This window comes from Streptomyces sp. cf386 (genome assembly GCF_900103585.1).
GTDB lineage: Bacteria > Actinomycetota > Actinomycetes > Streptomycetales > Streptomycetaceae > Streptomyces.
On record NZ_FNHV01000014.1, the window covers coordinates 1 to 15,654 of the forward strand.

The window sequence follows — 15,654 nt, forward strand, 5'->3', positions numbered from 1 at the left end:
CTGCGCGGCAAGGCGGGTGTCACCCGCTACGAGGTCGACAATCTCGGCCGGGTCATCGGGCAGGCCAAGGCGGACGCCGCTCAGGCGGGCTCCAACCTCGTCACCAGCATCGACGCCCGCGTGCAGCGGGTGGCGGAGTACGAGCTGAACGACGCGATGAAGCAGGCCCGCAAGGAGTGGGACCGCAACACCAATGAGCCGTACAAGGCCGACTCGGGTGCGGTCGTGGTGATGGAGGCCAAGACCGGCCGCATCGTCGCGATGGCGTCCAACCCGACCTACGATCCCAACGCCTGGGTGGGCGGTATCTCCGCCAAGGACTACACCAGGCTCACCGGCAAGAGCTCCAACTACCCGCTCCTCAACCGCGCTATCCAGGGCCAGTCCGCCCCCGGCTCCATCTTCAAGGTCGTCCCGACGGCGGCCGCGGTCAACGCCGGCTACTCCTTCAACGGCCCCTACCAATGCTCCAGCTCGTACTCCATAGGCAACCAGGTCTTCAAGAACTTCGAGTCCAAGGAACACGGCCCGATCAGCCTCGGCCGGGCGCTGGAGGTCTCCTGCGACACCGTCTTCTACCGCCTCGCCCACCAGGAATGGAAGCGCGACGGCGGGACGAAGCCGAAGAAGAACGCGAAGGACTGGTTCTACAAGACGGCGCACCAGTTCGGCCTCGGTGCGGAGACCGGTATCGACCTGCCCAACGAGGTGACCGGACGCATCCCGGACCGCCAGTGGAAGCTGAACTACTGGAAGGCGAACAAGGACGCCTGGTGCAAGTACGGCAAGAAGGACGGCTCGTACGCCGAGAAGATCGCCTACGAGAACTGCCTCGAAGGCAACCGGCTGCGCGCGGGTGACTCGGTCAACTACTCCATCGGTCAGGGTGACACGCTGGTCACGCCGATCCAGATGGCCACGATCTACGCGGCCATCTCCAACGGCGGCACGCTGTACGACCCGACCGTCGGCAAGGCGATCATCAGCGCCGACGGCAAGACCGTCCAGGAGATCAAGCCCAAGTCCCACGGCAAGCTGCCCATAAGCAAGAAGACGCTGGCCGAGATGGACGACGCCCTCGCCGGCGTCGCCACCCGCGGTACCGCCGCCTGGCGGTTCGCGGACGTCGGCTGGCCGCAGGACAAGATCCCGATGCACGCCAAGACCGGTACGGCGGAGGTCTACGGCAAGCAGACGACCTCGTGGTTCGCCACGTACACCAAGGACTACACGGTCGTCATGACGATCTCTCAGGGTGGTACGGGTTCCGGGGCCTCGGGTCCGGCCGTGCGCAACATCTACGACGCGCTGTACGGCGTCTCCGACGACGGCACGATCGATAAGAAGAAGGCGCTGCTGCCGAAGCCGCAGAAGAGCCTGCCGAAGGTCCGGACGGACGGCACCATCACCTCGCCGAAGGTCTCCAAGGACCCGGCGAAGGAGGAGCGGGCTCGCCAGAAGGGCAAGACCGACCTGGACGAGCAGCAGCTCGCCGGCACGGTGGCGACGCCGACGGCAGAGAACCGCGACACACGGCGCAGGCGGCAGCGGAGCCGTAGGCGGGGAAGCCGGAGGATGCTCACATGACCGGCGCCAACAGCTTCCAGGTCTCCGGGTACGGGCCGGAACGGGCGGGCTGGACCCGTCTGTTCGCCCGTGACTCGCTCGCCCGCAGGCTCGACTGGACGATACTGCTGGCGGCGATCGCCCTGTCGTTGATGGGCTCGCTGCTCGTCTTCTCGGCGACCCGCAACCGCACCGAACTCAATCAGGGCGACCAGTACTACTTCCTGATCCGGCATCTGCTGAACACCGGTATCGGCTTCGCCCTGATGATCGGCACGGTCTGGCTCGGCCACCGCACCCTGCGTACGGCCGTGCCGATCCTGTACGGCCTGTCGGTCTTCTTGATCCTGCTGGTGCTCACCCCGCTCGGCTCCACCATCAACGGCGCCCACTCCTGGATCAAGCTCCCCGGCGGCTTCTCCCTCCAGCCCTCGGAGTTCGTGAAGGTCACGATCATCCTGGGCATGGCGATGCTGCTGGCGACGAGAGTGGACGCGGGGGACAAGCAGTACCCCGACCACCGCACAGTCGTGCAGGCGCTGGGCCTGGCCACCGTACCGATGCTGATCGTGATGCTCATGCCCGACCTCGGCTCGGTCATGGTCATGGTGGTGATCGTGCTGGGCGTGCTGCTCGCGTCCGGCGCGTCCAATCGCTGGGTCTTCGGGCTGATCGGCACGGGGACGGTCGGCGCGATCGCGATCTGGCAGCTGGGCGTCCTGGACGACTACCAGATCGCCCGTTTCGCGGCCTTCGCCAACCCCGAGCTCGACCCGGCGGGGGTCGGCTACAACACCAACCAGGCGCGTATCGCGATCGGCTCGGGCGGGCTCACGGGTTCGGGGCTGTTCCACGGGTCGCAGACGACCGGCCAGTTCGTGCCGGAGCAGCAGACCGACTTCGTCTTCACGGTGGCGGGGGAGGAGCTGGGCTTCGTCGGCGGCGGGCTGATCATCCTGCTCCTCGGCGTGATCCTGTGGCGGGCCTGCCGGATCGCGCGCGAGACGACCGAGCTGTACGGGACGATCGTCGCGGCGGGGATCGTGGCGTGGTTCGCCTTCCAGGCGTTCGAGAACATCGGGATGACGCTGGGGATCATGCCGGTGACCGGTCTGCCGCTGCCGTTCGTGTCGTACGGCGGATCGTCGATGTTCGCGGTGTGGGTGGCGGTGGGGTTGTTGCAGTCGATCCGGGTGCAGCGACCGATGTCCGCGTAGCGCTATGTCGGTCGGGCTGGGCTGGGTTCCGGAACCCGGGGCTGGGGTGTCGGATGCCCTGTGGCCATCGCCCGTTTGCCTGGGGTTCATGCCTGGTGGGCCCTGTTATCACGTCGTGACTCGGATTAGATTCGGGTCATGGCGGACACAAAGCGCGAGATCGAGCGGAAGTACGAGTCCGACGAGAGCGGCCTGCCCGACCTGACCGGTGTCGCCGGGGTCGCGACGGTCATCGACAAGGGTGTCGCGCAGTTGGACGCCACCTACTACGACACCGTGGACGAGCGCCTCGCCGCATCGTCCGTCACCCTGCGGCGCAGGACGGGCGGCTCCGACGCGGGCTGGCATCTGAAGTTCCCCGTCAGCCCGGGCGTACGGGACGAGATCCAGGCCCCGCTCTCCGACAGCCTGCCCCGCACGCTCGCGGGCCTGGTCCGCTCCCGGGTCCGGGACGCCGAGTTGGTGCCGCTGGTCCGGTTGCGCTCCGACCGGGATGTGCGCGACCTCGTCGACGCCGAGGGGCAGCTGCTGGCCGAGGTCAGCGTGGACGCCGTACAGGCAGAACGCCTCAGCGGCGATGGCGGCACCGCACAGTGGACCGAGATCGAGGTGGAGCTGGCCGACGGCGTCGACCCGGCGTTCCTCGACAAGGTCGAGAAGCGGCTGAGGAAGGCGGGCGTACGGCCGTCGAAGTCGGCGTCGAAGCTCGCGCGGGCGCTGGCCGAGACCGCCCCGAAGAAGCTCGCTCCCCGGTCCTTCGAGGACCCCGTGACCGCCGGCGACCATGTGCTCGCTTACGTCCGCGCCCAGCGGGACGCGATCGTCGAACTCGACCCGGCCGTACGCCAGGACGCCGAGGACTCCGTCCACAGCATGCGCGTCGCCACCCGCCGGATGCGCAGCACTTTCAAATCCTTCGGCAAGGTCCTGGACCGGGAGGTCACCGACCCGATCGGCGACGAGCTGAAGTGGCTGGCCGGCGAGCTGGGCGTGGACCGGGACCGCGAGGTGCTGCACGAACGCCTGAGCGCGGCACTCGACGAGATTCCCCACACGCTGGTCTCCGGGCCGGTCGCCGAGCGGGTGAGCCACTGGGCGGGTGACCGGCCCGGCGGGGCGAGCGGCCGGCTGATCGGCGTCCTCGACTCCCACCGCTACCTGACCCTGCTCGACACCGTGGACGCGTTGCTCGCCGACCCGCCGCTGCTGGAGGCGGCCGGGAAGAAACCCGGCAAGGCGCTTTCCAAGGCCGTGAAGAAGGACTTCCGCAAGGTGACCGGGCTCGTCGAGCAGGCGCTGGAACTGGACCCCGGCAGCGATCGCGACGTCGCCATCCACGAGGCCCGCAAGAAGACCAAGCGCACCCGCTATGCGGCGGAGGCGGCCACTCCGGCGCTCGGAAAGTCGGCCAAGGACCTGGTCAAGACCATGAAGTCCTTGCAGAACCTGCTCGGCGAGCACCAGGACAGCGTCATGGCCCGCGGGACCCTGCGCGAGCTGTCCGCGGTCGCGCACGCGGCGGGGGAGAGCGCCTTCACGTACGGGCTGCTGTACGGGCGTGAGGAGCAGCGGGCGGCGGCCGTGGAGGCCGAGCTGCCCGGGTTCTGGGACGGGGTCAAGGACGCGACGGACGTCCTCTGACCCTTCGGGCGTACGGGGGGTGTCCGCGATCGCGTTAGGCTAGATGGTCACTCCTGTCAGTTCAGTCCAGCCCACGAAGGTTCGCGAGATGCCTGCCGAAGCCGCTGCGGTTGCCGAGTCCGTGTTCCCGCAGCTCGAAGCGCTGCTCCCGCATGTGCAGAAGCCGATCCAGTACGTCGGCGGAGAGCTCAACTCCACGGTCAAGCCGTGGGAGTCCTGTGACGTCCGCTGGGCGCTCATGTATCCGGACGCGTACGAGGTCGGGCTGCCCAACCAGGGCGTCATGATCCTCTACGAGGTCCTGAACGAGCAGGAGGGCGTCCTCGCCGAGCGCACGTACAGCGTGTGGCCGGACCTGGAGGCGCTGATGCGGGAGCACGACGTCCCGCAGTTCACGGTGGACAGCCACCGGCCGGTCAAGGCCTTCGACGTGTTCGGCCTGTCCTTCTCCACCGAGCTCGGCTACACGAACATGCTCGCGGCCCTGGACCTGGCCGGTATCCCGCTGGAGTCCAAGGACCGCACCGTCGACGATCCGATCGTCCTGGCCGGCGGACACGCGGCCTTCAACCCCGAGCCGATCGCCGACTTCATCGACGCCGCCGTCATCGGCGACGGCGAGCAGGCCGTGCTCGACATGACGAAGATCATCCGCCAGTGGAAGGCGGAGGGCCGGCCGGGCGGCCGCGAGGAGGTCCTGTTCCGCCTGGCGAAGACGGGCGCGGTGTACATCCCGGCGTTCTACGACGTCGAGTACCTCCCCGACGGCCGTATCGCCCGCGTCGTACCGAACAAGTCGGGTGTTCCGTGGCGCGTTTCGAAGCACACGGTGATGGACCTCGATGAGTGGCCCTACCCCAAGCAGCCCCTCGTCCCCCTCGCCGAGACCGTGCACGAGCGCATGTCCGTCGAGATCTTCCGCGGCTGCACCCGCGGCTGCCGCTTCTGCCAGGCGGGCATGATCACCCGTCCGGTCCGGGAGCGCTCGATCACGGGCATCGGCGAGATGGTCGACAAGGGCCTGAAGGCGACGGGCTTCGAGGAGGTGGGCCTTCTCTCCCTGTCCTCGGCGGACCACTCGGAGATCGGCGACATCGCCAAGGGCCTGGCCGACCGCTACACGGAGGACAAGATCGGTCTGTCCCTCCCCTCCACCCGCGTCGACGCCTTCAACATCGACCTGGCGAACGAGCTGACCCGCAACGGCCGCCGTTCCGGCCTGACCTTCGCCCCCGAGGGCGGCTCGGAGCGCATCCGCAAGGTCATCAACAAGATGGTCTCGGAGGACGACCTGATCCGCACGGTCGCCACCGCCTACGGCAACGGCTGGCGCCAGGTGAAGCTGTACTTCATGTGCGGCCTGCCGACGGAGACCGACGACGACGTCCTGCAGATCGCCGACATGGCGACGAAGGTCATCGCCAAGGGCCGCGAGGTCTCCCGCTCCAACGACATCCGCTGCACGGTCTCGATCGGCGGCTTCGTCCCCAAGCCCCACACCCCCTTCCAGTGGGCCCCGCAGCTGAGTGCGGAGGAGACGGACGCCCGCCTGGAGAAGCTCCGCGACAAGATCCGCGGCGACAAGAAGTACGGCCGCTCCATCGGCTTCCGCTACCACGACGGCAAGCCCGGCATCGTCGAAGGCCTCCTCTCCCGCGGCGACCGCCGCATCGGCGCCGTCATCCGCGCGGTCTACGACGACGGCGGCCGCTTCGACGGCTGGCGCGAGCACTTCTCGTACGACCGCTGGATGAGCTGCGCGGACAAGACGCTGCCCGACTTCGGCGTCGACGTCGACTGGTACACCACCCGCGAGCGCACCTACGAGGAGGTCCTCCCCTGGGACCACCTCGACTCCGGCCTCGACAAGGACTGGCTCTGGGAGGACTGGCAGGACGCCCTCGACGAGACCGAGGTGGAGGACTGCCGGTGGACGCCGTGCTTCGACTGCGGGGTGTGCCCGCAGATGGACACGAGCATCCAGATCGGACCGACCGGGAAGAAGCTGCTGCCGCTTACGGTGAAGAACGCTGCGCCGGCGCCGAGTGGTCATTCGCACTGAGGTGAGCCGGGGCGAGGTGGCTGTCTGAGCCTCGTGAGCAGCAGCAAACCGGCGTGGTTCGAGCGTGAGTTGCCGGCGTTCTCCACGCGATGGCCAACCGACTGGACGGACGAGGAGTTCGCCCCGGACAACTACCTCGACTTCGAGGGCGGCCTGCGCTTCGTCCTGGCCGCTGCGTTGTCGGCTCCGCCCCGAGCTGCATCCGCCGAGGCCCTTCTGACGTCTACGAGGATATGGATCTCGAGAAACCGCCACCGCCGCGCCACGAACCCGAAGGGTGTCTGGTCGTCGCGATTCGCCTGCCGGTGCGGATCGTCGTGCTCGTGCTGGTCGTGCCGGTGCGGATGGTGTGGGACGCGCTTGTTGTCGCCGGGCGGTTTCTGAACGACACGGTGTTGCGGCCGGTGGGGCGGGCGCTGCTGTGGCTCGGGCGGGCGGTGTTCGTGTGGCCGTTCGTGGGGCTGTGGCGGTATGTCGTCGTGCCTCTCGCGAAGGGTCTCGCCTGGCTGGGGAACGTGCTCGTCGTCGTGCCCGCGGTGTGGGTGTACCGGTATGTGCTGACCCCGGTGGGGCACGCGTGTGCGTGGGTGGCCCGGGGCATCGGGCACGCGTGCGCGTGGGTGGCGCGAGGGATCGGGGCCGGGCTGGCGTGGGTGTACGCGCGCCTGCTCACGCCGGTCGGGCATGCCGTGATGTGGGTCCTCAACGGGCTCGGTGCGGTGCTCGCCGCGATCGGGATCGGCGTGTTCGGCGTGGTGGCGTGGCTGGTGCGGTATCTGGTCGTGGTGCCGGCCCTGTGGGTTTACGAGTGGATCCTTACGCCGGTCGGGCGGGCGATCGCCTGGTGTGTGAGGGGCCTTGTGTGGGTGGTGAGCTCGGTCGTCACCGGGATCGGGGTCGCCCTGTACTGGATCGCCCGCGTGCTGTTCGTGCTGCCCGCGCTGGCCCTGTACCGCTGGGTCCTCGCCCCCGTCGGCCGTGTGCTCGCCGTCATCGGCAGGGAGATCTGGGACGCGCTCGGGCACGCGTGGCGCATCGCCGGGCACATCTCGCTCGCCGTGGGGCGCTTCCTCGCGACTCTCTTCCGGTGGACCTTCGTCGAGCCGGTGCGCTGGGTGTACCGGACGGTGCTCACACCGGTCGGGCACGTCGTGCGGGACGCGGTGCTGCGGCCCACCGCCGAGGCGGCGCGGAGTGTGGGGCGAGCCACCCGGCAGGCCCTCACCGCCGCCCGCGAGTCCGTGCGGCAGGCGCGCGCCGACTTCCGGCGGATGGTGTTCGGGGAGCCGAAGCAGCGGGAGGCTGTCACCGGGCGGGAACCTCGGGGCCCCGAGACACGTACTCTTGGTAGCAGTACGACCGCTCTCACGAAGGACTGAACGACACTGGGCAAGCGACAGCCCGAAGGCCCGCCGCCCGCACCCGCGGTGCAGCGCATCCGACTGCGCTACACCAAGCGCGGCCGCCTCCGGTTCACCAGCCACCGTGACTTCCAGCGCGCCTTCGAGCGTGCGCTGCGCCGCGCCGAGGTGCCTATGGCGTACTCGGCGGGGTTCACGCCGCATCCGAAGGTGTCGTACGCCAATGCCGCACCCACCGGCACGGGCAGTGAGGCCGAGTACCTGGAGATCGCGCTCACCGAGGCGCGCGATCCGGAGCAGCTGAGAGTGCTCCTCGACGAGTCGCTGCCCGCCGGGCTCGACGTCATCGACTCGGTCGAGGCCCGGACCTCCGGGCTCGCCGACCGGCTCACGGCGTCCGTCTGGGAGCTGCGGCTCGACGGCGTGGATCCGGCCGACGCCGGGCGCGCGGTCGCCGCCTTCAACGCCGCCGGGACCGTCGAGGTCCAGCGCATGACCAAGAACGGCGTGCGCACTTTCGACGCCCGCCCGGCGGTCGTCCACCTGGAAAGCAGCGAAGGAACAGAAACGCACAGTTCGACGGCTGATAGGCCGACCGACCAGCCCTGTGCGATACTGCGGCTGGTTGTTCGGCACGTGACGCCTGCCGTACGACCCGACGACGTCCTGTCCGGTCTCCGCGCCGTGGCCGACCTGGCGCCGCCGGTCCCCGCAGCGGTGACCAGGCTGGCGCAGGGGCTGTTCGATGAAGAGACCAGCACGGTGACCGACCCGCTCGCGCCCGACCGCGAGGCAGCGACGGCCCCATCCGAGGCCGAGACCGCTGCCGCCGCGACGGCGCCGGCGTAAGGAAGGTTCCGCGTAGGGACGTACGTCGAAGCGCAGCCCTCGTACTCGGGAGCCACCTGGGTCGGGCAGCGCACCGACCAGAAGACTTTCGCCAGGCCGTGCGCATGAGGCGTACGGAACCGGTGAGACAGGACACAGAGAGCTCCCGTGCGGCGCCCGCGCCCCGGACGGCGGCAGTCGCGCATCGCGCGAGCCGCGGACGTCACCGGCATATCGCCGGACCAGGCGCGGCGCCCGGGAGCCTGACGGGAGAAACGCCCGCATGCTCGAACCGACCGAACCCACTGAGGGTTCCGAACTGAACACTCCCAGCGACACCCTGCCGCCGCGTCGTCGGCGCCGTGCCGCGTCCCGCCCGGCGGGTCCGCCGTCGGCTGCCGCCGAGGCGCAGTCCGCAGAGGTGGTCGAGCCGGCCATACCGGTCGCCGATGCCGCCGATGTCGCGGCGGTGACCGATGAGGCCGAGAAGGCTGCGGAGAGCGTCGAGGCCGTCGAGGCCGAGGTGACTCCTGAAGCCCTGGAAGCCGAAGAGGCCGAGGAGGCGGTGGAGGCCGCGCCTGCCGCTCGTACGCGTCGGCGTGCCACCCGTCGGGCGTCGGCGCCTGCCGGTGCTCCCGCTGCCGCCGAGGCAGTCGAGACCGTGGTTCCGGCTGCTGCCGCCGCGTCCCTCGCCGAGGAGGAGAGCGAGGCCGCTCCCGAAGCGCCCGCGGAGGTGACCGAGGAGGCCGCGCCGCCTCGTACGCGTCGGCGTGCCACCCGCCGGGTGTCCGCGCCTGCCGCTGCTCCGGCGGCGGAGGAGGCCGCTGAGACCGTGGTCTCCGGCGCCGGTGAGGGAGCCGAGAGCTCTGCCGCCGCTGAGGTGCCTGCCGCTGCGGAAACCGCTGCCCCTGCCGAGGAGGAGGCGCCGCGTCGTACGCGTCGGCGTGCCACCCGTCGGGCAGCCGCTCCCGCCGCGGCCGAGGAGAGCGCCGAGGCGCCCGTGAGTGCCGAGGCCGCCGCTGAGGCGGAGGAGCCGGCGGAGACTGCTGCTCCCGTCGCGTCGGACGAGGCTGCCGAGGAGGCCGCCCCCCGCCGTGCGCGTCGTCGTGCCACGCGGCGCGTGTCCGCGCCCGAGACTGCCGCCGCTGCCGAGGCCGAGGCTCCTGCCGAGGAGCCGGTGGCCGCGGAGACCCCCGTGACCTCCGGCATCGAGACGAAGGCCGCCGAGACCGTCGAGGCGCCCGCCGCCGAGGCCGACGACGAAGCCGCCCCGCGCCGTCGCCGTCGGGTCGTGCGCCGGGCCGCCGCCGGGTTCGCCGAGCCCGCTCGGGCCGCCGCCGACGAGGCGTCCGAGGCTCCGCGGCCGGCACGGCCCGCGGTGGCCGTGTTCCAGGCGCCCGTGTTCACCGAGCCGCAGTTCCAGACGCCCCAGCGGGCCGCTGCCGCCGCGGCGGCAGCGGAGGCGGAGCCGGAGGCCGAGGATGTCGAGGAGTTCCCGGAGGAGCAGCCCGCCGCGTCGCGGCGTCGTCGTCGGCGCCGGGGTGGCGCGTTCGGCGAGGAGGCCGAGGCCCAGGGCGTCGAGGCCGCCGCCGAGGACGAGACCGAGGAAGCCGAAGAGGCTGTCGAGGACATCGCCGAGGGCGATGAGGCCGACGAGGCCGAGGAGACCGGGTCGCGTCGGCGTCGTCGGCGTGGTGGCCGGCGCCGCCGTCGTGGTGAGGCCGCGGACGCCGAGGGCGGCGACGCGGACACCGAGGAACTCGCCGCCGCGCAGGCCGCGCAGGACGCCGAGGACGCCGCCGAGGAGGACGAAGAGGACGCCGAGGACGCCCGCGACGAGGGTGCCGGCTCCAGTTCCAGCAGCCGTCGCCGCCGTCGCCGTCGGCGTCGCGCCGGTGACACCGCCGCCGACACCGAGCCCGACGAGGGCGACCCCGAGCGCACGGTCGTCAAGGTTCGTGAGCCCCGTCCCTCGCGGGAAAGGGGTGCCGAGCCGTCCGACGAGGTGCAGTCCATCAAGGGCTCCACGCGCCTGGAGGCCAAGAAGCAGCGCCGCCGGGAAGGCCGTGAGCAGGGCCGCCGTCGCGTCCCGATCATCACCGAGGCCGAGTTCCTGGCCCGCCGCGAGGCCGTCGAGCGCGTGATGGTCGTCCGTCAGCACGGCGACCGTACGCAGATCGGCGTCCTCGAGGACAACGTGCTCGTCGAGCACTACGTCAACAAGGAGCAGTCGACCTCGTACGTCGGCAACGTCTACCTGGGCAAGGTCCAGAACGTGCTGCCGTCGATGGAGGCCGCCTTCATCGACATCGGCAAGGGCCGCAACGCCGTCCTGTACGCCGGTGAGGTCAACTTCGAGGCGCTGGGCATGGCCAACGGGCCGCGGCGCATCGAGTCCGCCCTGAAGTCCGGTCAGTCGGTCCTCGTGCAGGTCACCAAGGACCCGATCGGACACAAGGGCGCGCGCCTGACCAGCCAGGTCTCCCTGCCGGGCCGTTACCTCGTGTACGTCCCCGAGGGCTCGATGACCGGCATCAGCCGCAAGCTGCCCGACACCGAGCGGGCCCGGCTGAAGACCATCCTCAAGAAGATCGTCCCCGAGGACGCGGGCGTCATCGTGCGCACCGCCGCCGAGGGCGCGAGCGAGGACGAGCTGCGCCGCGATGTCGAGCGACTGCAGGCGCAGTGGGAGGACATCCAGAAGAAGTCGAAGAACGGCAACGCGCCGACGCTGCTGTACGGCGAGCCGGACATGACCGTCCGGGTCGTCCGGGACATCTTCAACGAGGACTTCTCCAAGGTCGTCGTCAGCGGTGACGAGGCCTGGGAGACCATCCACGGATACGTCTCGCACGTCGCGCCCGACCTGGCCGACCGGCTGTCGAAGTGGACCTCCGAGGTCGACGTCTTCGCCACCTACCGGATCGACGAGCAGCTCGCCAAGGCGCTGGACCGCAAGGTCTGGCTGCCCAGCGGCGGTTCGCTGGTGATCGACCGGACCGAGGCGATGGTCGTCGTCGACGTCAACACCGGCAAGTTCACCGGTCAGGGCGGCAACCTCGAGGAGACGGTCACCAGGAACAACCTGGAGGCGGCCGAGGAGATCGTCCGTCAGCTGCGGCTGCGCGACCTCGGCGGCATCATCGTCATCGACTTCATCGACATGGTCCTGGAGTCCAACCGCGACCTGGTGCTGCGGCGTCTGCTGGAGTGCCTGGGCCGCGACCGTACGAAGCACCAGGTCGCCGAGGTGACCTCGCTGGGGCTCGTGCAGATGACCCGTAAGCGGGTCGGGCAGGGGCTGCTGGAGTCCTTCTCCGAGACGTGCGTCCACTGCAACGGGCGCGGCGTCATCGTGCACATGGAGCAGCCGACGGCCGTCGGCGGCGGTGGTGGCGGCAAGCGCAAGAAGCGCGCGCGTGCCGGTGCCGGGCCCGAGCACGTGCACGAGGCGTCCGTCGCCACCGAGCCGGTCGAGACGGCCGAGGAGGAGGCGGAGACCGAGGCCGAGGTGGCCGCCGAGGTCGCCGAGCCGGCCGCGCTGGCCGAGCCCGCGTTCGCCCCGGACGAGGAGCTGTACAGCAGCGTCGCCGAGGCGGAGGCCGCCGTTCGCGGCGGTCGTTCGCGGCGCCGTGGCGGTCGGCGGGTGTCGGCTCCGGCCGGCGCGCCCCGCAAGCCCGAGACGGTTGCCACGGCCCAGGGCGTGACCGTCGCCGAGGAGATCGCCCGTCCGGTGCAGCCGGAGTCGGCCGCAGCGGCGAAGGCCGAGCCGGTCGCCGTGGAGGACGTGGTCGTCGAGACCTCGGCCGCCGAGGCCACGGGTGCTGAAGCGCCGGTCACGGAGGCTGCGGCCACTGCTCCGGCCGCTGAGGAGGCCGCGCCCAAGGGGCGTTCGCGGCGTCGCGCGACCCGTAAGGTGTCGGCGCCCGCCGGGTCGCCCGCGGGGGCGGAGGCCGCCGTGGTGACGGTCAGCGAGACCGCGGCCCTTGCGGCCGAGCAGGTGGCGGAGGCCCCGGTTGCGGCTCCTGCCGCGGCTTCGGCGGAGCAGGCCGAGGAGGCTCCGGCCGAGGCTGTCGCCGAGAGTGCTGCTCCGGCCCGTCCGCGCCGCCGCGCCGTGCGCAAGGCCACCGCGCCGACCGCGTCCGAGGAGGCGGCCGTGGTGGTCGTCCCGACCGGGGACGAGGCTCAGGCGGAGGCCCCGGCTGCCGACGAGGGCGTCGAGGAGGTCGCTCCGGCCAAGAAGACGGCCCGTAAGACGGCCAAGACGGCCACGGCGAAGAAGGCGGCCACCAAGAAGACCGCGGCCAAGAAGACGGCTGCCAAGAAGGCGACGGTCAAGAAGGCGGCGAAGACCGTCAAGACGGCCGCGGCCAAGTCGACGGCGAAGAAGACCACGGTCTCTGCTGCCACCGACGAGTGACACTCACCGGTGAGTGATGCTCGCCGACGAGTGACGCTCAGCTACGAGTGATGCGAGGTGCGGCCGGTCCCTGTGACCGGCCGCACTCTCGTGGGGCCCGGCCCGGTTTGACCCCCTCGGCCACGGCCCCGTAACCTTGACCGTCGGCGTGTCCGCATGTAGAGGCACGCCACATCCCCGTAAACCTCTTCCTCCAGAGCACTCGGTGTTCCGGAGAGGCCACTCGCGAGCCGGGCGGCTGGACTGCGGGGGTGCCGTTCCCGAGCGAGAGAGTGAGATCCGCGTGTACGCCATCGTGCGCAGCGGTGGTCGCCAGCACAAGGTTGCTGTCGGCGACATCGTTGAGGTTGACAAGATTTCCACTGCCAAGGTTGGCGACACGGTCGAGCTCTCGACCCTGCTCGTTGTCGACGGCGACGCTGTGACCAGCGACCCGTGGGTCCTGGCCGGCATCAAGGTCCAGGCCGAGGTCGTGGACCACCACAAGGGCGTCAAGATCGACATCCTTCGCTACAAGAACAAGACCGGCTACCGCCGTCGTCAGGGCCACCGCCAGCAGTACACGGCGATCAAGGTCACTGAGATCCCCGCGGCTGCGAAGTAAGGGACTGAGGAGAGATGGCACACAAGAAGGGCGCATCGTCCACCCGTAACGGTCGTGACTCCAACGCTCAGCGCCTCGGCGTGAAGCGCTTCGGTGGTCAGGTCGTCAACGCGGGCGAGATCCTGGTCCGTCAGCGCGGCACCCACTTCCACCCGGGCGCCGGTGTCGGCCGTGGCGGCGACGACACGCTGTTCGCGCTGCAGGCCGGTTCGGTGCAGTTCGGCACCCACCGTGGCCGCAAGGTCGTGAACATCGTTCCGGTCGCCTGATCGGACACTTTCGCGAGGCGGACCTCACTTCCCGGTTCGGGAAGGCGGGTCCGCCTTTCGCGTGTTAGAGCAGTAGAGAACCGTACGAATATTTCAAGTGCTGGAGGCACCCCACATGACCACCTTCGTGGACCGCGTCGAACTGCATGTCGCCGCGGGTAGCGGAGGCCACGGCTGTGCCTCCGTTCACCGTGAGAAGTTCAAACCGCTCGGCGGACCCGACGGCGGCAACGGCGGGCGCGGCGGGGACGTGACCCTCACCGTCGACCAGTCGATCACCACGCTCCTCGAATACCACCACTCCCCGCACCGCAAGGCCACCAACGGCAAGCCCGGCGAGGGCGGCAACCGGTCCGGCAAGGACGGGCAGGACCTGGTCCTTCCCGTGCCGGACGGCACCGTCGTACTCGACAAGGCCGGCAATGTCCTCGCCGACCTGGTCGGGCAGGGCACGTCGTACGTCGCCGCGCAGGGCGGCCGGGGCGGGCTCGGCAACGCCGCGCTGGCGTCGGCGCGGCGCAAGGCGCCCGGTTTCGCGCTGCTCGGTGAGCCGGGGAGCCTGCAGGACATCGTCCTGGAGCTGAAGACGGTCGCCGATGTGGCGCTGGTCGGCTACCCGAGCGCCGGGAAGTCGTCGCTGATCTCGGTGCTGAGCGCCGCGAAGCCGAAGATCGCGGACTACCCCTTCACGACGCTCGTGCCGAACCTGGGCGTGGTGACGGCGGGGTCGACCGTCTACACCATCGCCGACGTCCCCGGTCTCATCCCGGGCGCCAGCCAGGGCAAGGGCCTGGGCCTGGAGTTCCTGCGGCACGTCGAGCGGTGCAGTGTGCTCGTGCACGTCCTGGACACCGCGACGCTGGAGTCCGACCGGGACCCCGTCTCCGACCTGGACATCATCGAGGCGGAGCTGCGGGAGTACGGCGGGCTCGACAACCGGCCCCGGATCGTGGTCCTCAACAAGATCGACGTACCGGACGGCAAGGACCTCGCCGAGATGGTGCGGCCGGACCTGGAGGCTCGGGGGTACCGGGTCTTCGAGGTGTCGGCGGTGGCGCACATCGGGCTGAAGGAGCTGTCCTTCGCGCTGGCCGAGCTGGTGGGCAACGCGCGTGCCGCCAAGCCGAAGGAAGAGGCGACGCGGATCGTGATCCGGCCGAAGGCCGTCGACGACGCGGGCTTCACCGTGACCCGCGAGGAGGCCGGCGGCGAGCCGCTGTTCCGGGTGCGCGGTGAGAAGCCCGAGCGCTGGGTGCGGCAGACCGACTTCAACAACGACGAGGCCGTGGGGTATCTCGCGGACCGGCTCAACCGGCTCGGTGTCGAAGAGGAGTTGGTGAAGGCCGGGGCCCGGTCCGGTGACGGCGTCGCCATCGGGCCCGAGGACAACGCCGTGGTCTTCGACTGGGAGCCGACGTTGACGGCCGGTGCGGAGATGCTGGGGCGGCGTGGCGAGGACCATCGCTTCGAGGCGCCGCGGCCTGCTGCGCAGCGGCGGCGTGACCGGGATGCCGAGCGGGACGAGGCCCTCCGGGAGTACGACGACTTCGAGCCGTTCTGATTCTGGGGTTACCCGGCGTTGTCGTTGGCGTCGGCTGGGGGCTGCCGCCCCCAGACCCCCGCTTCGGCCCTTAAGGGGCCTTGTCCTCAAACGCCGGACGGGCTGGAATGCCCGGGCCGGCGTTT

At 70.4% G+C, this 15,654-nt stretch carries 10 protein-coding genes; all 10 read left to right on the forward strand.

Annotation, left to right across the window (positions count from 1 at the left end):
• Positions 1 to 1,587, forward strand: a 1,587-nt coding sequence (locus tag BLU79_RS31425) for a penicillin-binding transpeptidase domain-containing protein (RefSeq protein ID WP_093909358.1), incomplete at its 5' end; no start/stop codon positions are given.
• A complete protein-coding gene (rodA, locus tag BLU79_RS31430) occupies positions 1,584 to 2,783 on the forward strand; it encodes a rod shape-determining protein RodA (RefSeq protein ID WP_093909359.1) in 1,200 nt (399 codons plus the stop codon). The genes BLU79_RS31425 and rodA, both read left to right, overlap by 4 nt.
• Before the next feature lie 138 nt (positions 2,784 to 2,921).
• Complete coding sequence (locus BLU79_RS31435) at positions 2,922 to 4,424, forward strand: CYTH and CHAD domain-containing protein (protein WP_093909360.1); 1,503 nt, start codon at positions 2,922 to 2,924, stop codon at positions 4,422 to 4,424.
• Positions 4,425 to 4,512: 88 nt separating this feature from the next.
• Complete coding sequence (locus BLU79_RS31440) at positions 4,513 to 6,486, forward strand: TIGR03960 family B12-binding radical SAM protein (protein ID WP_093909361.1); 1,974 nt, start codon at positions 4,513 to 4,515, stop codon at positions 6,484 to 6,486.
• Between the two features lie 233 nt (positions 6,487 to 6,719).
• Positions 6,720 to 7,865 (forward strand): phage tail tape measure protein, encoded by a 1,146-nt coding sequence (locus tag BLU79_RS31445; protein ID WP_093909362.1) that lies wholly within the window; start codon positions 6,720 to 6,722, stop codon positions 7,863 to 7,865.
• A 48-nt stretch (positions 7,866 to 7,913) separates the two neighbouring features.
• The gene (locus BLU79_RS31450) at positions 7,914 to 8,696 is read left to right on the forward strand and encodes a TIGR03936 family radical SAM-associated protein (RefSeq protein WP_093909363.1); all 783 of its coding nucleotides are present in this window, start codon (positions 7,914 to 7,916) and stop codon (positions 8,694 to 8,696) included.
• Between the two features lie 262 nt (positions 8,697 to 8,958).
• Positions 8,959 to 13,095 carry an Rne/Rng family ribonuclease gene (locus BLU79_RS31455; protein WP_093909364.1) on the forward strand — a complete coding sequence of 1,379 codons (4,137 nt, stop codon included), beginning with the start codon at positions 8,959 to 8,961 and terminating at the stop codon, positions 13,093 to 13,095.
• 283 nt (positions 13,096 to 13,378) lie between these two features.
• Positions 13,379 to 13,699, forward strand: a complete 321-nt coding sequence (gene rplU, locus BLU79_RS31460) for a 50S ribosomal protein L21 (protein WP_007381993.1) — start codon at positions 13,379 to 13,381, stop codon at positions 13,697 to 13,699.
• 14 nt (positions 13,700 to 13,713) lie between these two features.
• Complete coding sequence (rpmA, locus tag BLU79_RS31465; protein WP_010041940.1) at positions 13,714 to 13,968, forward strand: 50S ribosomal protein L27; 255 nt, start codon at positions 13,714 to 13,716, stop codon at positions 13,966 to 13,968.
• Positions 13,969 to 14,083: 115 nt separating this feature from the next.
• Positions 14,084 to 15,529, forward strand: a complete 1,446-nt coding sequence (gene obgE, locus BLU79_RS31470; RefSeq protein WP_093909365.1) for a GTPase ObgE — start codon at positions 14,084 to 14,086, stop codon at positions 15,527 to 15,529.
• Positions 15,530 to 15,654: the final 125 nt, after the last annotated feature.

Bases quoted from the DNA above. Each gene is read 5' to 3' on its own strand.
- rodA (WP_093909359.1), top strand. From the start codon at position 1,584: ATGACCGGCGCCAACAGCTTCCAGGTCTCCGGGTACGGGCCGGAACGG.
- BLU79_RS31435 (WP_093909360.1), top strand. From the start codon at position 2,922: ATGGCGGACACAAAGCGCGAGATCGAGCGGAAGTACGAGTCCGACGAG.
- BLU79_RS31440 (WP_093909361.1), top strand. From the start codon at position 4,513: ATGCCTGCCGAAGCCGCTGCGGTTGCCGAGTCCGTGTTCCCGCAGCTC.
- BLU79_RS31445 (WP_093909362.1), top strand. From the start codon at position 6,720: ATGGATCTCGAGAAACCGCCACCGCCGCGCCACGAACCCGAAGGGTGT.
- BLU79_RS31455 (WP_093909364.1), top strand. From the start codon at position 8,959: ATGCTCGAACCGACCGAACCCACTGAGGGTTCCGAACTGAACACTCCC.
- rpmA (WP_010041940.1), top strand. From the start codon at position 13,714: ATGGCACACAAGAAGGGCGCATCGTCCACCCGTAACGGTCGTGACTCC.
- obgE (WP_093909365.1), top strand. From the start codon at position 14,084: ATGACCACCTTCGTGGACCGCGTCGAACTGCATGTCGCCGCGGGTAGC.